General features: G+C 60.1%; 23 protein-coding genes and 1 other RNA gene. 17 read left to right on the top strand and 7 right to left on the bottom strand.

Going from position 1 to position 23004, the window contains the following annotated elements; translation table 11 throughout:
• Nucleotides 1–9: 9 nt before the first annotated feature.
• The gene (locus FHT78_RS22630) at nt 10–1203 is read right to left on the bottom strand and encodes an MFS transporter (RefSeq protein WP_183748815.1); all 1194 of its coding nucleotides are present in this window, start codon (nt 1201–1203) and stop codon (nt 10–12) included.
• Between the two features lie 117 nt (nt 1204–1320).
• On the opposite strand from FHT78_RS22630, the gene FHT78_RS22625 reads away from it, so the two are divergent.
• Both FHT78_RS22625 and FHT78_RS22620 read left to right on the top strand, forming a co-directional pair.
• Entirely contained in the window at nt 1321–2214 is an 894-nt protein-coding gene (locus tag FHT78_RS22625; protein WP_183748814.1) for a LysR family transcriptional regulator, read from the top strand.
• Nucleotides 2211–2675: a GrpB family protein gene (locus FHT78_RS22620; protein ID WP_246715398.1), complete on the top strand. Its 465-nt coding sequence runs from the start codon at nt 2211–2213 to the stop codon at nt 2673–2675. The genes FHT78_RS22625 and FHT78_RS22620 overlap by 4 nt, the downstream gene beginning before the upstream one ends.
• 208 nt (nt 2676–2883) lie before the next feature.
• Here the strand turns inward: FHT78_RS22620 and ssrS are convergent.
• From ssrS to FHT78_RS22605, 3 genes are all read right to left on the bottom strand, one after another.
• A non-coding RNA gene (ssrS, locus tag FHT78_RS22615) (6S RNA) lies at nt 2884–3042 on the bottom strand.
• A 59-nt stretch (nt 3043–3101) separates the two neighbouring features.
• Nucleotides 3102–3479, bottom strand: coding sequence for a cell division protein ZapA (locus FHT78_RS22610; protein WP_183748813.1), 378 nt, complete (start codon nt 3477–3479; stop codon nt 3102–3104).
• 14 nt (nt 3480–3493) lie between these two features.
• Nucleotides 3494–3769: a DUF4164 domain-containing protein gene (locus FHT78_RS22605; RefSeq protein ID WP_007826550.1), complete on the bottom strand. Its 276-nt coding sequence runs from the start codon at nt 3767–3769 to the stop codon at nt 3494–3496.
• 333 nt (nt 3770–4102) lie between these two features.
• Here FHT78_RS22605 and tkt point away from each other — a divergent pair, with 333 nt between their 5' ends.
• From tkt to FHT78_RS22570, 7 genes are all read left to right on the top strand, one after another.
• Nucleotides 4103–6076, top strand: coding sequence for a transketolase (gene tkt, locus FHT78_RS22600; RefSeq protein ID WP_183748812.1), 1974 nt, complete (start codon nt 4103–4105; stop codon nt 6074–6076).
• Between the two features lie 66 nt (nt 6077–6142).
• Nucleotides 6143–7153: a type I glyceraldehyde-3-phosphate dehydrogenase gene (gap, locus tag FHT78_RS22595; protein ID WP_183748811.1), complete on the top strand. Its 1011-nt coding sequence runs from the start codon at nt 6143–6145 to the stop codon at nt 7151–7153.
• A gap of 86 nt (nt 7154–7239) precedes the next feature.
• Complete coding sequence (locus FHT78_RS22590; RefSeq protein WP_183748868.1) at nt 7240–7740, top strand: GNAT family N-acetyltransferase; 501 nt, start codon at nt 7240–7242, stop codon at nt 7738–7740.
• A gap of 280 nt (nt 7741–8020) precedes the next feature.
• On the top strand, nt 8021–9871 hold the full coding sequence (locus FHT78_RS22585) for a potassium/proton antiporter (RefSeq protein WP_183748810.1): 1851 nt from the start codon (nt 8021–8023) through the stop codon (nt 9869–9871).
• 80 nt (nt 9872–9951) lie between these two features.
• Entirely contained in the window at nt 9952–11148 is a 1197-nt protein-coding gene (locus tag FHT78_RS22580; RefSeq protein WP_183748809.1) for a phosphoglycerate kinase, read from the top strand.
• Nucleotides 11149–11381: 233 nt separating this feature from the next.
• On the top strand, nt 11382–12407 hold the full coding sequence (locus tag FHT78_RS22575) for a class I fructose-bisphosphate aldolase (protein WP_183748808.1): 1026 nt from the start codon (nt 11382–11384) through the stop codon (nt 12405–12407).
• A gap of 162 nt (nt 12408–12569) precedes the next feature.
• Complete coding sequence (locus tag FHT78_RS22570) at nt 12570–13490, top strand: PhzF family phenazine biosynthesis protein (RefSeq protein WP_183748807.1); 921 nt, start codon at nt 12570–12572, stop codon at nt 13488–13490.
• 9 nt (nt 13491–13499) lie between these two features.
• On the opposite strand, the gene FHT78_RS22565 is transcribed toward FHT78_RS22570, so the two are convergent.
• On the bottom strand, nt 13500–13664 hold the full coding sequence (locus FHT78_RS22565; RefSeq protein ID WP_165911954.1) for a hypothetical protein: 165 nt from the start codon (nt 13662–13664) through the stop codon (nt 13500–13502).
• 174 nt (nt 13665–13838) lie between these two features.
• Between FHT78_RS22565 and FHT78_RS22560 the strand changes: the two genes are divergently transcribed.
• From FHT78_RS22560 to FHT78_RS22550, 3 genes are all read left to right on the top strand, one after another.
• Entirely contained in the window at nt 13839–15119 is a 1281-nt protein-coding gene (locus FHT78_RS22560) for an MFS transporter (RefSeq protein WP_183748806.1), read from the top strand.
• Between the two features lie 119 nt (nt 15120–15238).
• Nucleotides 15239–15430 carry a DUF1192 domain-containing protein gene (locus FHT78_RS22555; protein WP_183748805.1) on the top strand — a complete coding sequence of 64 codons (192 nt, stop codon included), beginning with the start codon at nt 15239–15241 and terminating at the stop codon, nt 15428–15430.
• A 373-nt stretch (nt 15431–15803) separates the two neighbouring features.
• Nucleotides 15804–16319 carry a DUF1465 family protein gene (locus FHT78_RS22550; RefSeq protein ID WP_112545041.1) on the top strand — a complete coding sequence of 172 codons (516 nt, stop codon included), beginning with the start codon at nt 15804–15806 and terminating at the stop codon, nt 16317–16319.
• 138 nt (nt 16320–16457) lie between these two features.
• Here the strand turns inward: FHT78_RS22550 and rpmE are convergent, their stop codons facing one another.
• Nucleotides 16458–16679, bottom strand: coding sequence for a 50S ribosomal protein L31 (gene rpmE / locus FHT78_RS22545; RefSeq protein WP_183748804.1), 222 nt, complete (start codon nt 16677–16679; stop codon nt 16458–16460).
• A 194-nt stretch (nt 16680–16873) separates the two neighbouring features.
• Here rpmE and FHT78_RS22540 point away from each other — a divergent pair, with 194 nt between their 5' ends.
• From FHT78_RS22540 to FHT78_RS22520, 5 genes are all read left to right on the top strand, one after another.
• Nucleotides 16874–18676, top strand: coding sequence for an ABC transporter transmembrane domain-containing protein (locus tag FHT78_RS22540; protein ID WP_183748803.1), 1803 nt, complete (start codon nt 16874–16876; stop codon nt 18674–18676).
• Nucleotides 18677–18812: 136 nt separating this feature from the next.
• Complete coding sequence (locus FHT78_RS22535; RefSeq protein ID WP_183748802.1) at nt 18813–19802, top strand: tripartite tricarboxylate transporter substrate binding protein; 990 nt, start codon at nt 18813–18815, stop codon at nt 19800–19802.
• 170 nt (nt 19803–19972) lie between these two features.
• The gene (locus tag FHT78_RS22530) at nt 19973–20161 is read left to right on the top strand and encodes a YegP family protein (protein WP_183748801.1); all 189 of its coding nucleotides are present in this window, start codon (nt 19973–19975) and stop codon (nt 20159–20161) included.
• A gap of 229 nt (nt 20162–20390) precedes the next feature.
• Complete coding sequence (locus FHT78_RS22525; RefSeq protein ID WP_183748800.1) at nt 20391–20732, top strand: YciI family protein; 342 nt, start codon at nt 20391–20393, stop codon at nt 20730–20732.
• A gap of 7 nt (nt 20733–20739) precedes the next feature.
• Nucleotides 20740–21990: a DUF6596 domain-containing protein gene (locus tag FHT78_RS22520; RefSeq protein ID WP_183748799.1), complete on the top strand. Its 1251-nt coding sequence runs from the start codon at nt 20740–20742 to the stop codon at nt 21988–21990.
• Here the strand turns inward: FHT78_RS22520 and FHT78_RS22515 are convergent.
• Nucleotides 21971–23002, bottom strand: a complete 1032-nt coding sequence (locus FHT78_RS22515) for a peptidoglycan -binding protein (RefSeq protein ID WP_183748798.1) — start codon at nt 23000–23002, stop codon at nt 21971–21973. The genes FHT78_RS22520 and FHT78_RS22515 overlap by 20 nt on opposite strands.
• Nucleotides 23003–23004 lie beyond the last annotated feature (2 nt).

The raw sequence follows: 23004 nt of genomic DNA, 5'->3' as shown, positions 1-23004 counted from the left end.
GCGGGGAGGTCAGGCCGCGCTGCAGGCCGTGGCTGCAGCCGGGGTGGAGCGGCGGTCGAGGGCGCCGCTGCGGATGGTGAGGCCAAGGGCGACAGTGACGAGCGCTGCAGCAACGAATGGCGTGGCGCCCAGCCCGAAGCGGGACTCAACCACCAGACCACCCACCCAGGCACCCATAGCAATGCCGAGGTTGAAGGCGGCGATATTGAGCGCCGAAGCAACATCGACCGCATTCGGCCGGAGCCCACGTGCCAGCTGTACGACATAAAGCTGCAGGCCCGGCACATTGGCAAAGGACAGGAAGCCGAGGATTGCGAGCGTTGGGATCGTCAGCCAGGGCGAGACAGCCGTGAACCTGAAGAGCGCCAGCACGAGTGCCTGGGCGATAAACAGGAATGTCAGCGCTTTAACCGGATCGCGGTTGGAGATGCGTCCGCCGACGACGTTGCCGACGGCAATCGCCACCCCATAGAGCATCAAGATCAGGCCGACGGCCGAAGAGGCAAAGCCGGTAATCTGCTCGAGGATCGGTGCGAGGAAGGTGAAGGCAACAAAAGTGCCGCCATAACCGAGTGCCGTCATGGCATAGACGAGTAGTAGCCGCCCCGTAGCAAGCACGCGGATCTGTTCACCGATGCTGGCCGGCGGAGCCTTCTTGAGGTTCGAGGGCAGCAGGAAAGCAATGGCTGCGAAGGCAACGACACCGAGACCGGCAACGGCAGCAAAGGTGGTACGCCAACCGAAGGTCTGGCCGATGAAAGTACCCAGCGGAACGCCGGTGACGATTGCAACCGTCAGGCCCATGAACATCATCGCAATAGCCGACGCCCTTCGATTCTCCGGCACAAGATCGGCAGCGATCGTGGAACCGACGGAGAAGAATACCCCGTGCGCGAAGGCCGAGACCACGCGGGCAATCAGCAGCACTTCGTAGCCGGGGCTGAGCGCCGCGATAATGTGGCCGATAATAAAGAGCGCCATCAGCCCCAGCATCAGCGGTTTGCGCTCGATCCGCCCGGTCAGCGCCGTCAGGATCGGCGCACCGAAGGTGACACCCAGCGCATAGACGCTGACGATGAGGCCGGCGAGCGGCAGGGTGATGTGAAGGTCATTGGCAACCGTCGGCAGTAAGCCGACGATGACGAATTCCGTGGTCCCGATCGCATAGGCCGCGATCGTCAACGCAAAAAGAGCAAGTGGCATGGGAATGGCCCGATGTGTTTGGTTCTTGTTCGGGCCGAAATATGGGCGTGGCGCACCTGTTCGATAATCGCCTATAATGGCTCAACAGTTGTGAATTGAATTCAAGATAGGAAGCGGATGGACAACCGCATCGGCGAGATGGATGTCTTCGTGCAGGTGGCAGGACTGCAGAGCTTTTCGGCGGCCGGCCGCAAGCTCAGGCTTTCGCCCTCTGCCGTCAGCAAGCTGGTCACGCGGCTGGAAGATCGGCTCGGCACGCGTCTTCTCGTGCGCACCACCCGCGCGCTGAAGCTGACGCCGGAAGGCGAAATCTATCTTGAACGCTCCCGCCGCATCCTCGCCGACATTGAGGAGACAGAACGCGCCGTCTCGGCCGGCGGCACGACGGTAGCGCGCGGCCGACTGCGCGTCAGCACTTCTGTGGCTTTCGGCGTTCGCTATATCGTGCCGCTGGTTCCGGATTTCCTGAAACTCTATCCTGAGGTAGATCTCGACCTCGCACTCAGCGACGGCATCATCGACATCGTCGGCGAGCGCGCCGATATTGCTATCCGCTCAGGCGCCTTGCGCGATTCCTCTCTGAAGGCACGCAAGCTGCTCGAAAGCCGCCGCGTCATCGTCGCCTCGCCTGACTATCTGAAAAGAGCAGGCATCCCGGAAAGCCCTGAGGATCTCGATCGTCACAACTGCCTGACCTTCAGCTTCCGCTCGACCGCGGAGGAATGGCCATTCCGCATCCCGAATGGCGATCGCTTCTCAAGACCCGTCTTCGGCAACCTCGAAACCAATAACGGACCGACCGCTCGCAGCCTTTGCCTCGCCGGTCTTGGCCTCGCTCGTGTCGGTCAGTTCCATGTGCAGCCGGATATCGATGCCGGAACGCTGGTGCCCGTATTGGAAACCTATAATCCTGAAGATACCGAACTCATTCACGCCGTTTATCCCGGTCACGAACATCTTGCCGCACGTATCCGGGCCTTCATCGATTTCCTGGTCGAGAACATTCATTGAGGAAGACCTCCGTCATTCCCCTGTCACGGCTCAACGATAGCGAGCGCTCCATGCCGATAGAAATCCATCAGCCGCGCCAAAGCTGGGCCGACGACTTCGCAAGTTTGAAGCGGGTCATCCTGCGCGCAGCACCCGCTGGTGCCGCAATCCATCACATCGGCTCCACGGCCGTGCCCGGACTTGTCGCAAAGGATATCATCGACATCCAGGTGAGTGTCGATGCTCTTGAACTGGTCGATAGAACAGCGTTCGAACGCGAGGGGTTCGAGAGCCGCTCGATCGTAACCGATCACTGTCCACCAGGTCTCGATCTGGCCGAAAGTGAGCTGAGAAAGCTGTATTTCAAAAGCAGGGGCCGGCCCGCGAATATCCATGTTCGTGAAAGGGGCCGATTCAATCAGCGCTATCCGCTTTTATGCCGGAATTTCCTGCGCGCTCATCCGACGGCGGCAGCAGCCTAGGGGCTGATCAAACAGCGCCTCGCCGGTTTTTTCCCTGACAATGCCGATGCCTACTACGACATCAAGGATCCAGTCTTCGATATCATCATGGAAGGCGCCTACGACTGGGCGAAGCTGACCGGGTGGACAGAGCCCCCGGGCGACTGACAATAAAGCTGATTGGGGAAATGGGCTGGCTGGTCAGGAAGAACCGGCCAAAAAGAAAAGAGCGCGATCCACACAACCGGTGGAAACTTTCGATCCTGGGCGCCTACGAAAGTAGGTGGGCGCCGTGTGTCCAGACCCACGAGCCCGGACAGGGACAGCTCCCTAAGGATCGGGTATGGCCCCGAGGATTCATTGTTCCTGTCGAGAAGCACAGACCGCGTGAGGGAATATAGGGGCATTTACGTCGCCGCACCAGTGGGGCAGCGGTGCTGTTCGAAATTAATTAAGTTCGGCGGGCGCGCGGCCGTTGAGCTTGTCGGTGATGCCCTGAATGCGGCTCGTCACTTCCGAAAGCGCCGCCGCAATGCCTTCTTCCGTACGGGCGGTGGCAGCAAGCACGGTATCCCGGTTGCCACGCAGCGTCTCCAGCTCCGATTCCAGCCCGGCGACGCGCCGCGTCAGCTCCGAGATCTCGTCCATAACCATGATCCCGGCCATGACGGTAATCCTGAGATCGCCGATTTCGCCGAACTGTCCCTTGAGATGGCCGACATAACGGTCGAAACGGGTCGCGAGGTCAGTCAGATGATCTTCCTGTCCCTCTTCGCAGGCCATGCGATAGGCCTTGCCGTCGATTGTTACCGTTACCTGCGCCATGCTATCAAGTCCTCTTAGCGGTCAAGAACCGCGCGGATCGTTTCCATCGCCGTCACCAGGCGGCGCGAAACCTCGCGGTTGACCTCTTCCAGTCGGTTCGCGCGGAATTCGGCCTGATCCAGCTCCTGGGCAAGGCGCGAGCGGTCGGCATGCACGCGGCGAACCTCACCCTCGATCTCGCCCTGCTCGCGCTGGCGCTCGATACGCATGTCGACGGCATTCTCAAGGCCCGAGATCGCCTGTTTCAGCTCCGTAAGCGCAGCTTCGATGGTTTTGCCGTTAGGCGTCATGTCTCTTCCGGTTCCCCGCACAAGACCCGCGAATCGGCCTCTGCCGCCGACCCTGTATTTTCAAGAGGATATGCAGCTAGGTTGGAGCGCGTCAATAAAGCCTCCCGGCTTAGCCCCGCCCTATTCTGTGGATGAGCGATTTACATAAGCCCGTCACACAAAATTCGTCTTTTGTAAAACTTGACGGTCAAATGTCAAAAATCGTCGCACCCGCGCTCCAAACGGCTTCCATTTTGTTGACTTGGCCGTTCCAACTGCTATGTCTCGACCGCTCTCATTGATGGTCTTGTCAGGCTCGAGGCCATCCTCCAACCCGGAACCAGCGGAAAAGCCATGACCTCACGCGAACAAAACGATCGGATGGCGAATGCGATCCGATTCCTCTCCATGGACGCCGTCGAAAAGGCGAATTCCGGCCACCCGGGCATGCCGATGGGCATGGCGGATGTGGCGACGGTCCTCTTCACCAAATATCTCCGCTTCGATCCCCAAAAGCCGCACTGGCCGAACCGCGACCGTTTCGTGCTTTCGGCCGGCCACGGCTCGATGCTGCTCTACTCGCTGCTCTATTTGACCGGCTATCCCGACATGTCGATAGAGGACCTGAAGCAGTTCCGCCAGCTCGGCTCCAAGACCGCCGGCCACCCGGAATATGGTCATGCCACCGGCATCGAAACCACCACCGGCCCGCTCGGCCAGGGCATTGCCAACGCCGTCGGCATGGCGATCGCCGAGCGCAAGCTGCGCGAAGAGTTCGGTCCGGAACTGCAGGACCATTATACCTACGTCATCAATGGCGACGGCTGCCTGATGGAGGGTATCAGCCATGAGGCGATCGCGCTCGCCGGCCATCTGAAGCTCAACAAGCTGATCCTCTTCTGGGACAACAATTCGATCACCATCGACGGCGCCGTCTCGCTGTCAGACTCGACCGATCAGATCGCCCGCTTCAAGGCCGTGCACTGGAACACGATCGAGATCGACGGCCACGATCAGGCCGCTATCGCCGACGCGATCGAAGCTGCCCACAAGTCCGACCGCCCGACATTCATCGCCTGCAAGACGGTCATCGGCTTCGGCGCTCCGAACAAGCAGGGCACTCACAAGGTACACGGCAATCCGCTCGGTGCCGACGAAATTGCCGCCACCCGCAAGGCGCTGAATTGGGAATATGAGCCCTTCGTCGTTCCCTCCGATGTTCTCGACGCATGGCGCGCGGCCGGCACCCGCTCTGACAATATCGTCAAGGCATGGGAAGAAACGCTGTCCAAGTCGCCGGCCAAGGCCGAGTTCACCCGCCGTTTTGCCGGCGACCTGCCCGAAGGTTTCGACAAGGCCATCGACGACTACAAGAAGAAGCTTGCCGAAACCAAGCCGACGATCGCCTCCCGCAAAGCATCCGAAGACGCGCTCGAAGTCATCAACGGCTTCGTACCGGAAACACTGGGCGGCTCCGCCGACCTGACGCCGTCGAACAATACCAAGACCAGCCAGATGCATTCGATCACGCCGACGGATTTCGCCGGTCGTTACATGCACTGGGGCATCCGCGAGCACGGCATGGCATCTGCCATGAACGGTATCGCGTTGCACGGTGGCCTCATTCCTTACGGCGGTGGCTTCCTGATCTTCTCCGATTATTGCCGTCCGCCGATCCGCCTCGCCTCGCTCATGGGCATCCGTGTCATCCACGTGCTGACGCACGATTCGATCGGCGTCGGCGAGGACGGCCCGACCCATCAGCCGGTCGAACAGATTGCCGGTCTGCGCGCCGTCCCGAACCTGCGGGTCTTCCGCCCTGCAGACGCCGTGGAAACCGCGGAGTGCTGGCAGATCGCCATGAAAAGCAAGAACCATCCGTCTGCGTTGGCTCTCACCCGCCAGAACCTGACGACCGTCCGCACCGAATATAACCAGAAGAACCTCTGCGAACTCGGCGCTTATACGCTCGCCGGCAATGCCGACGCCAAGGTCACGATCTTTGCGTCCGGCTCAGAAGTGGAACTCGCCGTGGCCGCCCGTGCCACGCTCGAAGGCAAGGGTGTCAGCGCCCGTGTCGTTTCCGTTCCCTGCACCGAACTCTTCTTCGATCAGCCGGAAGCTTACCGCAAGGAAGTCCTCGGCAACTCGCCGGTTAAGATTGCCGTCGAAGCTGCCGTTCGCGAAGGGTGGGATGCCTTCATCGGTCCGGAAGGAACCTTTATCGGCATGAAGGGCTTTGGCGCATCCGGCCCCGCAAAGAAGGTCTTCGAACATTTCGGCATCACGGCTGACGCCGTCGTTGCAGCTGCAGAAGCGAAGCTTTAATAGAAGTACCTTCGGGTACTTCCTCATCTACTATTAGCAAGCCCCACCTCTAGGGAGTGAATGCACATGACAGTCAAGGTTGCCATCAACGGTTTCGGACGTATCGGCCGCAACGTTCTTCGCGCCATCGTCGAGTCCGGCCGCACCGACATCGAAGTCGTCGCCATCAATGACCTCGGCCCGGTTGAGACCAATGCCCACCTGCTCCGTTACGACTCCATCCATGGGAAGTTCCCGGCCGAAGTGAAGGTCGAAGGCGATACGATCATCGTCGGTGGCGGCAAGCCGATCAAGGTCACCGCGATCAAGGATCCGGCAACCCTTCCCCATAGGGAACTGGGTGTCGACATCGCGATGGAATGCACGGGCATCTTCACCGCCCGCGACAAGGCTGCCGCCCACCTGACGGCTGGCGCCAAGCGCGTCATCGTTTCAGCTCCTGCCGATGGCGCTGACCTGACCGTTGTCTTCGGCGTCAACCATGACCAGCTCACCAAGGAGCACTTGGTCATCTCCAACGCCTCCTGCACCACGAACTGCCTTGTGCCGGTCGTCAAGGTTCTCGATGACGCCGTTGGCATCGACCACGGCTTCATGACGACCATCCACTCCTACACCGGCGACCAGCCGACGCTCGACACGATGCATAAGGACCTGTATCGTGCCCGCGCTGCTGCGCTTTCAATGATCCCGACCTCGACGGGCGCTGCCAAGGCCGTCGGCCTCGTTCTGCCGCACCTGAAGGGTAAGCTTGACGGCACCTCGATCCGCGTTCCGACCCCGAACGTCTCAGTCGTCGACTTCAAGTTCGTTTCCAAGAAGACGACCACGGTCGGCGAAATCAACGAAGCCATCAAGGCTGCCGCAAACGGCAAGCTGAAGGGCATTCTCGGCTATACCGACGAGCCGCTCGTCTCGCGCGACTTCAACCACGACAGCCACTCCTCGATGTTCGCAACCGATCAGACCAAGGTCATGGAAGGCAACTTCGTGCGCGTCCTGTCCTGGTACGATAACGAGTGGGGCTTCTCCAGCCGCATGTCCGACACGGCTGTCGCCTTCGCCAAGCTCATCTGAGCCTTCAGGCAGTGACATTAGAAAACGGCTCGGGAAACCGGGCCGTTTTCGTTTCGGGCAAACGTTGAGGAAAGAGCGTGACGCAGCTGACCATTCGCAAGGCGACTGTTGATGACGCGGAGGAACTCTGCAGACTTATCAATGAAATCATCCAAGCCGGCGGCACGACCGCGCTGCAGGATCCCTTTTCTCCCGAAATCCTGGCTGACTGGTTCATATCAGGCGAATTCGCAATTGTCTGCCATGTGGCGCAAGCGGGCTCTGGCCTGACAGGCTTTCAGTTCCTCAGCCGTTACGGCGACCTGCCAGAGGGTTGGGCCGATATCGGAACTTTCGCGCGCCAGAGCCCAAAGATATCAGGCGTAGGCACCGCGCTGTTTGCAGCAACGCTTTCCGCTGCCGAGGAACGCAATATCGACGTCATCAATGCGACCATCCGCGCCGATAATGCCGGCGGGCTGGCCTACTACGAGAAGATGGGGTTTCGCACCTATAACACGCTGGAGAAAGTGCCGCTGAACGACGGTACGCCGGTGGATCGAATTCAAAAGCAATATCAGGTGAGCAAAGATAAAAGCGGCCTCTGACGGCCAGCTCAATAAAAAGTCCCTCACCCGGCCTATCCGCCCTCCTCTCGCCTGAATTGCTTCTACATTCTTTATCAGACTTTTTTCCGTAGCATTCCTCACTGGTCCTTACCCGAGGGCTGTCCAGCAGCATGATGCAGCGATGCAGTAGAGGTTAAGCCCGCAAGGCCTACCCTTCTGCTGTATTTTGCCGTTTATTAAAAGATCGCACTGGGCGCGGAGGGGCAAGGGACAGGCCGGAGCGGCTTCGGGATGGCGTGATGAGGCGAAAGGGGTAGGCATGGAAGCGTTTTACATTGTGGTGCTCGTTGCGACGGCGCTTGTGCTTCTTGCTGCCTTTTCGAGCCTTCTTGCCTTCCGCTTCGGCGCTCCCCTGCTTTTGCTGTTCCTGATGATCGGCCTTGCCGCCGGTGTCGATGGTCTCGGCATCGAATTCAGCAACAACTACCTCGCCTATGTCCTGGGTTCGATTGCTCTTGCAATCATTCTCTTCGATTCCGGCTTTGGCACGCCGATGCAGGCTTTCCGCATTGCAGCGGTGCCGTCGCTGACGCTGGCCTCGGTCGGCGTGCTTCTTACGGCAGCCCTCTTTGCCTTCGCCGCCCGATGGCTGCTCAACTTCACCTGGCTGGAAGGCATGCTGCTCGGCTCGATCGTCGCCTCCACCGATGCCGCCGCGGTCTTCTTCCTGTTGCGCATCGGCGGCATCAATATCAGGGACAAGGTGCGTTCCACGCTGGAAGTCGAATCCGGCACCAACGACCCGATGGCGATTTTCCTGACCATCGCACTGGTCGAGGTTTTAGCGAGCGGCGAACGCTACGCCGGTATCAACATCGGCATGCTCGCCATGTTCATTCAGCAAATGGGCCTCGGCGTCATCCTCGGCCTGCTCGGCGGCATGATGATCGTGCTGATCGCTGGCCGGCTGGAAACCGATCGCGGCCTCACGCCGATCTTCGTGCTGGCGCTCGCCCTGCTTGTCTTCTCGTTCACTGGCGCAGTCGGCGGCAGTGGTTTCCTTGCCGTCTATGTCGCCGGCATCTACGCTGGAAACCGCAAGATGCAGGCGATCGGCACCATTAGGCGCTTTCAGGATGGCATGACCTGGCTTGCCCAGATCATCATGTTCCTCGTGCTCGGCCTGCTGGCGACGCCCTCGCAGTTTCCGGTCATTATCGTACCGGCGATCCTGCTCGCTCTCTTCCTGATCTTCGTCGCCCGGCCGCTCGCCGTCTGGCTGTCGCTGCTGCCCTTCGATTATACGCAGCAGGAAATCGGCTTTGTCGCCTGGGTCGGCCTGCGCGGCGCCGTCTCTATCCTGCTTGCCATCATGCCGATCCTCGGCGGGCTGCAGCATAGCCAAATCTATTTCAACACTGCCTTCATCATCGTGCTTGTCTCGCTGCTCGTGCAGGGCTGGACGATCAAGCCAGTCGCCAAGCGCCTCGGCCTCATCATCCCGCCGCGCATCGGCGCGGTCGACAAGGTGGAGGTCGATCTGCCGGGTGCCGCCAATCACGAGCTGCTTTCCTATCGCGTCATCAAGGACAGCCCGGTTCTTCGCGGCGAACGCATTCCGCGCTGGGCAGCCCCCTCGCTCGTGATCCGGGACGGCAAGTCGATGCGCTACCAATATGCCGGCCGCCTGAGGGAAAACGATCTCGTCTACCTCTTCATCGCACCCAGCTATTCGCGCCTGCTCGACCGGCTCTTCGCCAGCCGTGCACCTGTTGATGAGGACGACGCGGAATTTTTCGGCGCCTTTGCGCTGTCGCCGGCCCGGCCTGCCGCCGATCTCGATGCTGCCTATGGTCCGGGCCTGCTCAACGAATCCGAAAAGGGTCTGACGATCGCCGAACTGATGAAACAGCGTCTCGGCGGCAAGGCGGACTATGCCGATCGCGTCCGTCTCGGCTCGCTCATCCTCATCGTCCGCGACCTCGACGACCAGGATCACATCACCTCCGTCGGGATGTCGCTGGAAGCCGTCGAGCCCGCCATTACGCTGCCGATCTTCATCAATCTGCGCGAGATTATCCAGCGCACCCGCGAGCGTATGAAAGGCCGTAAAAAGCACGAGGCGACGGCTGCGGAAAGCGCTGCCGGACGTGACGAAAGCCCGCGCTAAAACGGCCGCCGACTGCCTTGCGTCTCCCCCGATCCTTGCTATGGTCGGCGCAACTTTCGCAACCACGAACGGATCCTTCCATGGCAGCTTTCAAGACCCTCGACGACCTCAACGACATCGCCGGCAAGCGCGTTCTCGTTCGCGTCGACCTCAACGTCCCGGTCAAGGACGGCAAGGTTACGGACACGACCCGCATCGAGCGCGTTGCGCCGACGATCCTCGAACTGTCAGAAAAGGGCGCCAAGGTCATCCTGCTCGCTCATTTCGGCCGCCCGAAGGACGGTCCCTCACCAGAATTCTCCCTCTCGTTGGTTGCCCCCTCGGTCGAGCAGGTACTTGACCACGCCGTGCTGACGGCTTCCGACTGCATCGGCGAGGCAGCGGCTTCTGCCGTCGCGAAAATGAACAATGGCGATATCCTCGTTCTGGAAAACACCCGCTTCCACAAGGGCGAGGAAAAGAACGATCCGGATTTCACCAAGGCGCTCGCGGCAAACGGCGATATCTATGTGAACGACGCCTTTTCGGCCGCGCACCGCGCCCACTCCTCCACCGAAGGTCTTGCCCATCATTTACCGGCTTATGCGGGGCGCACGATGCAGGCCGAACTCGAGGCACTGGAAAAGGGCCTCGGCAAGCCGGTCCGTCCGGTTGTCGCAATCGTCGGAGGCGCCAAGGTCTCGACCAAGATCGATCTCCTGATGAACCTCGTGAAGAAGGTCGATGCGCTCGTCATTGGCGGTGGCATGGCCAACACCTTCATTGCCGCCCGCGGCACCGACGTCGGTAAATCGCTCTGCGAACATGATCTCGCCGATACCGCCAAGCAGATCATGATCGAGGCCGCCACCGCCGGCTGCGCGATCGTTCTGCCTGAAGACGGTGTCGTCGCCCGCGAGTTCAAGGCAGGTGCTGCCAATGAGATCGTCTCGATTGAAGCCATCCCTGACGATGCCATGGTCCTCGATGTCGGCCCGAAGTCGATCGATGCCGTCAAGGCTTGGATCGAACGCGCCGCTACGCTTGTCTGGAACGGTCCGCTCGGCGCGTTCGAAATCGAACCCTTCGACGCGGCGACCGTTGCCGCCGCGAAATTTGCCGCCGAGCGCACCGAGGCGGGTAAGCTCACGTCCGTCGCGGGCGGTGGTGATACGGTCTCAGCATTGAACCATGCCGGCGTGGCCGAAGAGTTTACCTATGTTTCGACGGCAGGCGGCGCCTTCCTTGAATGGATGGAAGGAAAGGAACTACCCGGCGTGGCCGTTCTCTCCCGTTAACTCACCCACTGATCGGTAAGCCGATTAGGCAGATATTCCAGCAGGATAGACCGCGGAGGCTAGCGCTTCCGCGGTCTTTTCCTCAAAAAGAGAAAAAATTCCCGAACTTTCAAACGATTGAAATCAATTCAATCGTTTCAATGACTTAGCGCTCCCATTTTTCTCCCTATAAACTTCTGTTATCCGAGTTCTATATTGTCAATTCTGCTGGGTTTCATTGTGGAGAGAACGAGATGAGCGAACGACTGGAAGACATTGCAGTGAAGATGGTTGCTGGCGGTCGGGGCCTGCTTGCAGCCGACGAATCGACCTCCACCATCAAGAAGCGTTTCGATACGATCAATCTTGAATCGACCGAAACCAGCCGCCGCGATTATCGCGAGATGCTCTTCCGCTCGGAAGACGCAATGAAGAAGTACATTTCCGGTGTCATCCTTTACGAGGAAACCCTGTTTCAGAAGGCCGCCGACGGCACGCCTTTCGTCGACATTATCAAGGCCGCCGACAGCATTCCGGGCATCAAGGTGGATATCGGCGCCAAACCGATGGCCAAGTTCCCTGGCGAAACCATCACTGAAGGCCTCGACGGCCTCGCAGACCGCCTTGCCAAATATCACGAAGCCGGCGCCCGTTTCGCCAAGTGGCGCGGTGTGATCGCTATCTCTGAGACCCTGCCGACCCGCGGTTCCGTACGTGCGAACGCTCAGGCGCTGGCCCGTTATGCAGCGCTCTGCCAGGAAGCTAGGATCGTCCCGATCGTCGAGCCGGAGTGCCTTATGGACGGCAAGCCGGGCGACCACAATATCGACCGCTGCGCCGAAGTGACCGAATCCACGCTGCGCATCGTCTTCGAGGAACTGGCCGAAGCACGTGTCAGCCTCGAAGGCATGATCCTCAAGCCGAACATGGTCATCGACGGGAAGAATGCGCGCAAGGCTTCCGTCGCTGAAGTTGCCGAGCGCACCGTGCGGGTACTGAAGCACACGGTCCCGTCAGCAGTTCCGGGTATCGCCTTCCTCTCCGGCGGCCAGACCACGGAAGAAGCAACCGCGCATCTCTCCGCGATCAATTCGGGCTACGATCTGCCCTGGCTCGTCACCTTCTCCTATGGCCGCGCCCTGCAGGACAGTGCGCTCAAGACCTGGAATGGCAAGCAGGAAAACGTCGCCGCCGGCCAGCGCGAGTTCACGCACCGCGCTGAGATGAACAGCCTCGCCGCCAAGGGCAATTGGAAGGCTGAGCTCGAAAAAGCTGCATAAGCTTCTTGAGCATCGAGAAAAACACGCAGGCGGCGAGCATCTTCGCCGCCTGTTTTATTTTGTGCCTGCGTATCGCCACCGCGATTTGTCATGGCGACAAGATAATTGTTCGCCGCAACCGTCGGCCTCGCTAATCATGGCATCTCAACCATCGGAGCCGCCATGAACAGCCTCTCTTACATCACCGTCGACGTCTTCACCTCAACCCGCTTCCAGGGCAACCCGCTTGCGGTCATGCCCGACGCAAGGGGCCTCAGCAACGCGACAATGCAGGAGATCGCTGCCGAATTCGGCTATTCCGAAGTTACTTTCGTGCTGCCGCCGGAGAAGCCCGAAAACACGGCAAGAGTGCGCATCTTCACACCGACAATGGAAGTGCCGTTTGCCGGGCATCCCAATGTCGGCACCGCCTGTGTTCTCGGCCGGCAGAGCGAAATCTTCGGCCGCCCCATCGGCGATACGCTGCGGTTCGAGGAGAAGGCCGGTCTCGTGGAAGTGGCCTTGCAGCGCAACGAAGGCCGTGTCACCGCTGCAGCCATCCGTGCTCCACGGCCGCTTGAAATAGGAGAGACGATACCCGAAGCGGTCATTGCAAACTGCGTGTCCATCGATCTTGCCTCAATCCGCAAAAACACCCATGCCCCAGTCTTTGCATCGGTCGGTCTGAACTTCGCCGTCGCAGAACTCGAAAGCCTTGAGGCCCTCGCTGCGGCAAGCCCGAATATCAATGGCTTTCAGGCGGCGGCCAAGACCACGACCGGCAGCCATGATTTTTCCCTGTTCCTCTACGTCCGACCCGCCGCTACGCCGTGGAAGATCCGCGCCCGCATGTTCGCGCCGCTGGACAACGTCATCGAGGATCCCGCGACCGGCAGCGCATCGGCCGCTCTTTCCGCCTATCTCGTTTCGCTGCTGCCGGAGGCGGACATCCGGCAGCATATAACGATCGAACAGGGCGTCGAAATGGGCCGACGCAGCATCATTGAGCTCGATATCGTCAAGAAAGCAGGCGTCGTCACCGACGTAACGATCTCGGGAAGTTGCGTGCCCGTTATGAAGGGCGAAATCATCCTACGGGACTGAATGCAGGCATCATACTACAAAGTCGCGCGCCAGCAGCGCCACCGCCCAGATGGCAAAGGCAATCAGCGCGATCTTCCAGAAATCCATCCGGCGGCGCAGCCCTGGATAGCCGAGCGGCTTAATGACCTGGATTGCCATGGCAAGGATGAGCAGCAACGCTATCAGCTTTGTCATGGCTTTATTTTTTCCATTTAGCAGAATGTCACAGGACGGACATTTTTTCACGCGAACAAAGAATATCTACTCGCCGTAAAGGCATTCCGGGACACAATCAACATTCTTATGGACTAGGCAGATACAGGTCTCGCCTTATGTCCTTTTCAAAGCGAACACGCCGAGTCTGGGGATATGACAAGAAATCTGCTGTCCGTCGCTGCGCTGCTCTTTGGCACGCTTTTCCTTTTCATGGGCAACGGATTGCAGGGCATTCTGCTTCCCGTGCGCGGAAATCTCGAAGGTTATGCAACGACCACACTCGGCTTGCTCGGCACGTCTTGGGCCGCGGGCTTCGTCATCGGCTGCCTCGTTGCCCCGAAGATCGTGCGCCGCGTCGGCCATGTGCGCGCCTTCTCCGGCTTCATCGCGATTATCGCCATCATCGCGCTCGTGAGCGGCATCGTCATTGACCCGGTCTGGTGGGTCATCCTGCGCGCCGTCACCGGCTTCTCAACCGCAGGCACCTCGATGATCATCGAAAGCTGGCTGAACGAACGGGCGAACAATGAAAGCCGCGGTGCGATCTTTTCGCTCTATATCGGCATCACGCTGCTCGGCGTCGTGGGCGGTCAGTTGATGATCCCGCTGGAAGACGTGCGCACGCCGGTGCTCTTCATGATCTGCGGTATCTTCTACTGCATCGCCATGCTGCCGACGACGCTCTCGACCGCCGCCTCGCCACAGCCGCTGAAGGCGGTGAAACTCGATCTGCCTGCACTCTATCGCAATTCGCCCGTCTCCTGCCTCGGCATTCTGCTCGTCGGCATCGCCAACGGCGCCTATGGTACGCTCGGCGCCGTCTTCGGCGCGGGTGCCGGCCTCTCCGATACTTCGATTGCGGTAATGATGAGTGCTACCATCTTTGCTGGCGCGATAATGCAGCTTCCGGCCGGGCGACTTTCCGACCGCATCGACCGCCGTTATGTGCTGGCGGCCATGTCGGCCATTGCAGCGCTCGCCGGCCTCCTGATATTCGTATTGCACCCCTCGTCCCCTGCTTTCCTGATCGGCCTCGTCATCCTCTACGGTGCCGTTGCCAATACGCTCTATCCGATCGCCGTCGCCCATGCGAACGACTTTGCGGCATCGGAGGATTTCGTGAAGGTTTCGGGCGGCCTGCTGCTTCTCTACGGTATCGGCACCGTCATCGGCCCGACGATTGGTGGTCCGGTCATGTCGGTCATCAGCCCGCATGCACTCTTCCTGGTGACGGCGCTCGCCCATCTTCTGATCACCGGCTACGCCATCGTCAGGAGCCGCATTCGCGCAGCCATTCCGGCAAGCGACCGCGATGCCTATACGACGATCCCGACGGCAACATCTCCTACGCTTACGCCGCAAAGCATGTCCCTTGCCGAGCGCGGCTCCAACAAGTCTCCCGAAAGCGGCGATCCTGCTGTAAAGTTCGGGTGATGAACTGAAGCGTGTCGCGCAAACTGTGCCGCGGTTTTGCGCGACGTGCCCTGAAACAGAGACTTAAAGTCTGGAAGCGAATCTGAGAGATCACGACACGGTTTAAAGGAGGAGCGACAATGAGCCTCATGGATGACGACAGACCACAGAAGAAGACCGCACACGAGATCGGCTCCGATCTCTCCATGCTTTCGGTGGACGAGCTGAAGGCGCGCGTGGAGCTATTGAAGGCTGAGATCGCGCGGCTGGAAGCCGAAGCCACCAAGAAGGCGTCCGGCCGGATTGCCGCCGAAAGCCTTTTCCGATCATAAGACTGTGAACGAGCAAATATTGCTTCGAAATTACTTGTCACAAGTCTTAAATTGGGACGGCGTTAATAAAAAATTAAGCTTTATAAGATATTACTCGTGCCGTTCGGATTCTTCTGGACCTCAGACAGTTTTCCAAGCGGTGAATTGGTCTGATTTTTCTCCCTGTTTTACCTTGAGAGCCGCCTTTGCGGCTCTTCTTTTTGCGCTGCCTTGGATCTTTCCACGAAACTGTGGAGATTAACCTTTTCTTAAGAAACGGCTTGCGCATCTAGGCTAAAGATACCATCTTGAAGTCATAAAGACCGGCCTTGGAAACTTTTCCGCGGAAACCGGCGTTACCTGATAGTAGATGCGTGCAACAGGGATTCTTTAGATGTCGGAACTTGGATTGAACACGATCAGTTTTGCAGGGCGCGCTGCCGCATCCTCACAGTTCAAGACGCTGTATGCAGAGGGCATGTCGCTGGTTGAGGAAACCGCATCCTACCTCGACGGCCAAGGCCGCGCAGCCTCCAAGGTGCTGCCGCGCATGGCCTCGGTCCTTTACGCGGCTGAATCGATGCGCCTGACCACCCGTCTCATGCAGATGGCTTCCTGGCTGCTCCTGCAGCGTGCCGTCAACAACGGCGAAATGTCCCGCGATCAGGTTCTGGCTGAGAAGAACAAGGTTCGGCTCGACGGCTTCAACGTCGACCGCAACGCTCCGGGCTGGGGCGACCTGCCAGAATCCTTCCGCGACCTCGTAGAGCGGTCGCTTCGCCTGCAGAACCGTATCGCCTTGCTTGACCGCGAAATCTATCGCCCCGCAGAAGCTGCGATCGTTCCGGACAATCAGAACAGTGTCCAGGCTCAGCTTTCCCTGCTGCAGACGGCCTTCGGCAACAACTGATCCGGCATCATAGAGTTTCGTTGAAAACCGGCTGCGGCAACGCGGCCGGTTTTTTGTTTGCTCGACGCTACAGTCATGAAACACAAAAAAGCCCGGCTTGAAACCGGGCTTTTGCGAATTCCGCCGAGCGGAAGCGAATTAGAGGCCGAGGCCACTGAAACGCTTGTTGAACTTCGAAACACGGCCGCCGCGGTCCATCAGCTGCTGGTTACCGCCGGTCCAGGCCGGGTGCGACTTGGAGTCGATTTCGAGGTTCATGACAGCGCCTTCCGAACCCCAGGTCGAGCGGGTTTCGTACTCGGTGCCATCGGTCATGACTACCTTGATGGTGTGGTAGTCGGGATGGATGCCTTCCTTCATGACAATCTTCCTGCGATGCCGAGGTCCAATTTGCCGCAGACAGTTGCGGCGGAAGAACCGATTGAATAAATGAAGCCGCAGTCGTGAAGGCTACGGCTTTCCATTAGAATGCGGTGCCTATACATCAAGGGCGCCGGGATAACAAGGGCCAACGAAGCCGCAATACGCGGTCTTTGAGGGCGATCGGAGACAATTTGGCAGAGCAGGCAGAACTTGGGGAGAAGAAGTCGCGTTCGCTGAAGCCGCTCGGCAGGTTGACACCTTATGTGGCACGCTACCGTGGCATGGTGGCCGGTGCTCTGATTTCGCTGGCGCTCGCCGCCGTCACATCGCTTGCCATACCGCTTGCCGTGCGGCGCATGATCGATCACGGCTTTACCCAGGCCGACGGTACCTTCATCAACAGCTACTTTGCCATGCTGATGGTCATGGCCATCGTGCTCGCCGTCGCCAGTGCACTCCGCTACTATTTCGTCATCACCATCGGCGAGCGCATCGTTTCGGACCTGCGCCGCGATGTCTTCTCGCATGTCACACGGCTGTCGCCCTCCTTCTTCGACGTCAACCAGTCCGGCGAGATCGTCTCGCGACTGACGGCCGACACCACGCAAATCAAATCGGCCGTCGGCGCCACCGCTTCCGTGGCGCTTCGCAACCTGATCCTCTGTATCGGCGCGCTCGGCATGATGATCGTGACCTCGCCAAGACTTTCGAGCCTTGTCATTGTCGCAATCCCGATCATTGTTTTTCCGCTTGTCGCCGGCGGCCGCTCGGTGCGCAAGCGTTCCCGAGCAGCGCAGGATACACTGGCAGAGGCTTCCGCCTTCGCTAATGAGACGATCGCTGCAAGCCGCACCGTGCAGGCTTTCAACGCCGAGACCGCTGCGGCAGACCGCTACGGCTCGGCCGTCGAATCCGCCTATCGGGCCGCACGTTCCGCCGTCTCTTCCCGAGCGCTGCTGACGGGCATCGCCATCACCCTGATCTTCGGCAGCGTGGTCGCCGTTCTCTGGTTTGGCGCTCATAGTGTCCTTGCCGGCACGCTTTCGGCCGGCACGCTCGGCCAGTTCCTGCTCTATGCAGTCATTGCAGCCGGCTCGCTCGGTGCGCTCTCGGAAGTCTGGGGCGAGCTTTCGCAGGCTGCCGGTGCCGCTGACCGCCTGACCGAGCTTCTCGACGAAGTCTCGCCGATCGCCGCCCCCGAAAACCCGCAAGCTCTCCCCTCGCCCGCCCAAGGCCGCGTGCAATTCGACGGCGTGCACTTCGCCTATCCGTCTCGCCCAGGCAAGTCGGCCCTGCACGGACTGGATTTCACGGTGCTGCCGGGAGAAACGGTCGCGATCGTCGGTGCATCAGGCGCCGGCAAGAGCACGGTCTTCTCGCTGCTGCTGCGCTTCTACGATCCGCAACAGGGTAGCGTGAAGGTCGACGGTATCGACGCCCGCCAGGCAGACCCGGACGCCTTGCGGCAGCGCATTGCTATCGTGCCGCAGGATGTCACCATCTTCGCCGCTTCGATCCACGACAACATCGCTTTCGGTATTCAAGGCGCCACGCGCGAGCAGGTACGCACCGCCGCGATCGCGGCCCAGGCCGATGAATTCATCAACCGGCTGGACAGGGGCTACGATACCCAAGTCGGTGAACGGGGCGTAACCCTATCCGGTGGCCAGCGCCAGCGCATCGCCATTGCCCGCGCGATCATGAAAAACGCGCCCATCCTGCTTCTGGACGAAGCGACCTCGGCTCTTGACGCCGAGAGCGAAACGCTTGTGCAGAGGGCGCTTGACGGGCTTATGCATGGCCGCACTACTGTTGTCATCGCTCACCGCCTCGCCACTGTTCTCAAGGCCGACCGCATTCTCGTCATGGATCAGGGCCGTGTCGTCGAGGAAGGCACACATCAGAGCCTGATCCGTCACGGCGGCATCTATGCGAAGCTCGCCCGCCTGCAATTCGATGCAGCCAACGAGGATGTGCTGGCAGCCGCCAAATAGCTGCCTCACGCGCCATCGCGACTAAAGTCTGATCGCTATAACTCCCCGGACGCGGTTGCCTTTGCGGCAACCCGCCCTAACCTCCCTATGCCCGAGGTAGGGCCTTTGCTGTTGAAGTCTGTGGGAGGAGATTCGGATGGCGCTTTCTGATATAACCCGTCGCATGAGCCTGGCGCTCGGCCTTGGCCTGCTAGCAGCGGCCACGGGCACGGCCGCATCGGCCCAGAGCTTTCCTGACCGATCCATAACCATGATCGTGCCCTTCGCGGCAGGAGGCTCGACCGATGTCGTCGCCCGTATCGTCGCGCAGAAAATGTCCGAAGATCTCGGCCAGCAGGTCATCGTGCAGAATGTCGCGGGAGCCGGCGGCAACCTCGGCGCTGACAATGTCGCGCGCGCCGAACCGGACGGCTATACGATCCTGATGGGTACCGTCGCAACCCACGCGCTCAATCCGCTGATCCTGAAGTCGACGCCCTATGACCCAGAGAAGGATTTCGCGCCGATCTCGTTGCTCGTGATCGTGCCGAACGTGCTGGTTGTCAATCCGCAACTGCCCGCAAAGAACGTGCAGGAACTGATCGCGCTGCTAAAAGCCGATCCGGACAAATATAGCTATGCCTCATCCGGTAACGGCACGCCGCTGCATCTTTCCGGCGAACTTTTTAAAAGCATGGCGGGCGTCGACATGCAGCATATTCCCTATAAGGGCGCTGGGCCGGCATTGAACGACGTCATCGGCAATCAGGTGCCGATCATGTTCGACAACCTGCCCTCGTCGTCGAGTCACATCAAGGCCGGCACGCTGCGGGCACTCGCCGTAACGACCGCCGAACGCGCGTCATCCTTCCCTGATATTCCGACCGTCGCAGAATCCGGTATATCAGGATACGAGACCTATACGTGGAATGCGCTCTTTGCACCGGCCAATACGCCGGCCGATGTGATCGCCCGCCTCAACACCTCCGCCAAGAAGGCGCTGGCGGATCCGGCCGTAGCCGAGCGGATGAAGGAATTCAGCGCGAGGATCGTGGGTTCCACGCCGGAGGAACTCGCCGCCCATGTGAAAGCCGAGCTTGCGAAATGGAAACCGGTCGTGGACGGCGCTCATATCCAAATGGAATGATTACAACGGGAGGGGACAGCATGCCGTTAGCTCCTTCTCTCACGCCTGATCCAGCCGGTGGCATTTGGACGCCATGCGACTGAATTCTAATTAAGGCAGTGGAAAAGCTCATTATTCTGGGCTAGCTTTCGGAAGGCTGATGGACAATTTCAGCTTACCAGGAGGGATCCATGTACAGATTTGAAGTTTACAAGGATAAGACCGGTGATTTCCGCTTCCGCTTCAAGGCATCGAACGGCGAGACCATGTTCTCGTCCGAAGGCTACAAGGCGAAGGCGTCCGCAATGAACGCCATCGAATCCATCAAGAAGAATTCGTCTGGCGCCGATGTCGTGGATCAGACGAAGGCGGAAGCCTGACCGGAAACGGAGGCGGCTCGGTCGCCTCCCAGCACTCCCTACTCAGCGTATTTTTTGCGCATTTCTCTGTCATCGGTTTTTTCGATCGCAATGTCGAAATGAGGACGACTGAGACCTCATTGTTTCGGAACGGCTTGAGGCCGCGCCACCGGAACATTGCAGCATGGGCGAATTCGGCCTTACATGCGGCTTGTCCGGTCAAACGCCCCTAGAGGATCAGGAGTTTCTGATGCAATACGCCCTTATCATTCGTGAATCCGCAGAAGACTTCGTCCGCCGCAGCGACCCTGCCTACCGCGATGGCTGGACGGCCTATACCAAAGCACTGGTGCAAGCCGGGATCTTGACCGCCGGTGCCGGCCTGACCCCGCCCGAGACAGGCACGATTGTGCGTCGCAAGGGTGAGAACCACGATGTACAGGATGGCCCCTACCCGGAGGGCAAGGAATCGCTCGGCGGCTTCTATGTGATCGATGTGCCCGATCTCGATACAGCGCTCGCATGGGCCACACGGGTTCCCGTCTCCGAACAGGGCTCGGTGGAAATACGGCCCCGGCTGCAGGTCGCGTGAGGCCGTTGTGACATCAGATGCGGGCCGTGCCGCCGAGAAGGTGGCACGGCAATCCTACGGCAAACTCATCGCCTTCCTTGCCGCCCGCTCCCGCGACGTTCCGGCCGCGGAGGACGCCCTGTCTGATGCGCTGGCGGCCGCGTTGCGGGTCTGGCCCGAGCGCGGCATTCCCGACAATCCGGAGGGCTGGCTTCTCACCGCAGCCCGCCGCAACCTCATACAGGCTGCCCGCCATCGAACCGTGCGCGACAATGCCAACGAGACGATTGCGCTGGCCGTCGAGGAGGCCGAGCAGCGCATGAACGATGCACGAAACGCCGACTTTTCCGATGAACGGCTGAAGCTGCTTTTTGCCTGCACACACCCGGCAATTGATCTGTCCGTTCACACGCCCCTGATGCTTCAGACCGTGCTCGGCATTGATGCGAAGACAATCGCGCAGGCCTTCGTAATCTCCCCGGATGCCATGAGCCAACGCCTGGTGCGGGCCAAGGCCAAGATCCGCGAGGCCGGCATTCCCTTCACCATTCCCGAGCGGCAGATCCTGACGGAACGGCTGGCAGACGTGCTCTCGGCAATCTATGCCGCCTACGGGCTCGGCTGGGACGGTCTCGATGGTGAAGGAGACAGTCGCACGGGCCTGACCGATGAAGCGATCTGGCTTGGCCGCACACTCATGACCATCCTGCCCGAGGAGCCGGAGGTCGTCGGGCTACTCTCACTGATGCTTTATTGCGAGGCGAGAAGACACGCACGGCGTGATAGCGATGGCGTCTACATACCGCTTGAGGAGCAGGATACCGGTCTCTGGAACGAAATCATGATGGCCGAAGCCGATGCATTCTTGAGGAAGGCAGGCACCTTCGACCGTTTCGGTCCGTTCCAGTGCCTGGCGGCGATCCAGTCCGTCCACGCCACGCGCCGCCGGACGGGTACGACCGATTGGAAGGCGCTCGTCACCCTCTACCGAGCGCTCATCGCGATGAAGCCGACACTCGGGTCCCAGGTCAGCCATGCCGCCGTGATCGGCAGGGTCGATGGCGCGGCCCCGGCTATCGCGCTGCTGAACGGATTGGAACAGCGAGGCATCGCCAGCTACCAGCCTTACTGGGCGGTGCGGGCTCATCTGCTGGCAGACCTTGGCGAAAGCGATACCGCGGCAGAAGCTTACAGGATAGCGATCGGCCTCAGCGACAGTCCCGCCGTCCGCACCTTCCTCACCGGCAAACTTCAGGCCGTTATTTCTCGGTCAGCTTGAGCTCGATACGGCGATTGGTGGCGCGAGCTTCCGGCGTATCGCCCGGTGCAATCGGCTGGAACTCACCAAACCCTGCCGCAACGAGCCGGTCTGCGGGCACGCCCTGCGCGATCAGGAACTTCACGACTGAAATCGCGCGGGCGGATGAAAGCTCCCAGTTGTCGCGGTAGCGGCCTGAGCCCGACAGCGCGACATTGTCCGTATGGCCATCGACGCGCAGAACCCAGTTGATCTCAGGCGGAATTTCCTTGGCGAGGTCCAGCAAGGCAGCGGCAAGCTTTGCCATCTCCGTTTGGCCATCTGGATTGAGGTCGGCACCGCCGGATGGAAACAGCACTTCGGACTGGAAGACGAAACGGTCGCCGACGACGCGGATGTTGTCGCGGTCGGACAGGATTTCACGCAGGCGGCCGAAGAAGTCCGACCGGTAGCGGTTGAGTTCCTGCACGCGCGCAGCCAGCGCCACGTTCAGGCGGCGGCCGAGATCGGCGATTTTCGTCTGCGAGGTCTGATCCTTCTCCTCGGAAGCCTGAAGTGCGGCCTCGACAGCGGCGATCTGGCTGCGTAGTGCCGCGATCTGCTGGTTGAGGAGCTCGACCTGACTGAGGGCACGGTCGCTGACCTGCTTCTGCTCATCGAGCTGCTGCGTCAGCGTTCCGATCTGCTGCTTTGCCGCATCCTGGCCGCCGGCACCGGCGCTGAGAAGCGCCTGTAATCGCGTACGCTCGCCTTCGGCACTTGCAAGCGAAGCCTGCAGATTGGCAACGGAATCCTGAAGATCCTGATTGCTGCCCTTCTCCAGCGCCAGCAATTGCGTGAGCTCGTTGATCTGGCCATTGAGACGTGTCAGCACCTCGTCGCGGCCACTGATTTCGCGGCTGAGAATGAACTGGCCGACAACGAAAACCGTAAGGATGAACATGATGGCGATGAGCAGCGTCGATAGAGCATCGACGAAGCCCGGCCAGTAGTCCACCGCGCGTTGGTGGCGGCGGTTGCGGGCAAGAGGCATGG

Origin of the sequence: Rhizobium sp. BK196 (assembly GCF_014193255.1) — a bacterium.
In the GTDB taxonomy this organism is placed as follows: domain Bacteria; phylum Pseudomonadota; class Alphaproteobacteria; order Rhizobiales; family Rhizobiaceae; genus Rhizobium.
Note: the sequence above shows the minus strand (reverse complement) of the source record. Positions and strands in the feature narration are given on the sequence as shown.

Coding starts and splice junctions, on each gene's coding strand:
- FHT78_RS22630 (WP_183748815.1), bottom strand. CDS start 1,203: ATGCCACTTGCTCTTTTTGCGTTGACGATCGCGGCCTATGCGATCGGG.
- FHT78_RS22625 (WP_183748814.1), top strand. CDS start 1,321: ATGGACAACCGCATCGGCGAGATGGATGTCTTCGTGCAGGTGGCAGGA.
- FHT78_RS22610 (WP_183748813.1), bottom strand. CDS start 3,479: ATGGCGCAGGTAACGGTAACAATCGACGGCAAGGCCTATCGCATGGCC.
- FHT78_RS22605 (WP_007826550.1), bottom strand. CDS start 3,769: ATGACGCCTAACGGCAAAACCATCGAAGCTGCGCTTACGGAGCTGAAA.
- tkt (WP_183748812.1), top strand. CDS start 4,103: ATGACCTCACGCGAACAAAACGATCGGATGGCGAATGCGATCCGATTC.
- gap (WP_183748811.1), top strand. CDS start 6,143: ATGACAGTCAAGGTTGCCATCAACGGTTTCGGACGTATCGGCCGCAAC.
- FHT78_RS22585 (WP_183748810.1), top strand. CDS start 8,021: ATGGAAGCGTTTTACATTGTGGTGCTCGTTGCGACGGCGCTTGTGCTT.
- FHT78_RS22580 (WP_183748809.1), top strand. CDS start 9,952: ATGGCAGCTTTCAAGACCCTCGACGACCTCAACGACATCGCCGGCAAG.
- FHT78_RS22575 (WP_183748808.1), top strand. CDS start 11,382: ATGAGCGAACGACTGGAAGACATTGCAGTGAAGATGGTTGCTGGCGGT.
- FHT78_RS22570 (WP_183748807.1), top strand. CDS start 12,570: ATGAACAGCCTCTCTTACATCACCGTCGACGTCTTCACCTCAACCCGC.
- FHT78_RS22565 (WP_165911954.1), bottom strand. CDS start 13,664: ATGACAAAGCTGATAGCGTTGCTGCTCATCCTTGCCATGGCAATCCAG.
- FHT78_RS22560 (WP_183748806.1), top strand. CDS start 13,839: ATGACAAGAAATCTGCTGTCCGTCGCTGCGCTGCTCTTTGGCACGCTT.
- FHT78_RS22555 (WP_183748805.1), top strand. CDS start 15,239: ATGAGCCTCATGGATGACGACAGACCACAGAAGAAGACCGCACACGAG.
- FHT78_RS22550 (WP_112545041.1), top strand. CDS start 15,804: ATGTCGGAACTTGGATTGAACACGATCAGTTTTGCAGGGCGCGCTGCC.
- rpmE (WP_183748804.1), bottom strand. CDS start 16,679: ATGAAGGAAGGCATCCATCCCGACTACCACACCATCAAGGTAGTCATG.
- FHT78_RS22535 (WP_183748802.1), top strand. CDS start 18,813: ATGGCGCTTTCTGATATAACCCGTCGCATGAGCCTGGCGCTCGGCCTT.
- FHT78_RS22530 (WP_183748801.1), top strand. CDS start 19,973: ATGTACAGATTTGAAGTTTACAAGGATAAGACCGGTGATTTCCGCTTC.
- FHT78_RS22525 (WP_183748800.1), top strand. CDS start 20,391: ATGCAATACGCCCTTATCATTCGTGAATCCGCAGAAGACTTCGTCCGC.
- FHT78_RS22515 (WP_183748798.1), bottom strand. CDS start 23,002: ATGCCTCTTGCCCGCAACCGCCGCCACCAACGCGCGGTGGACTACTGG.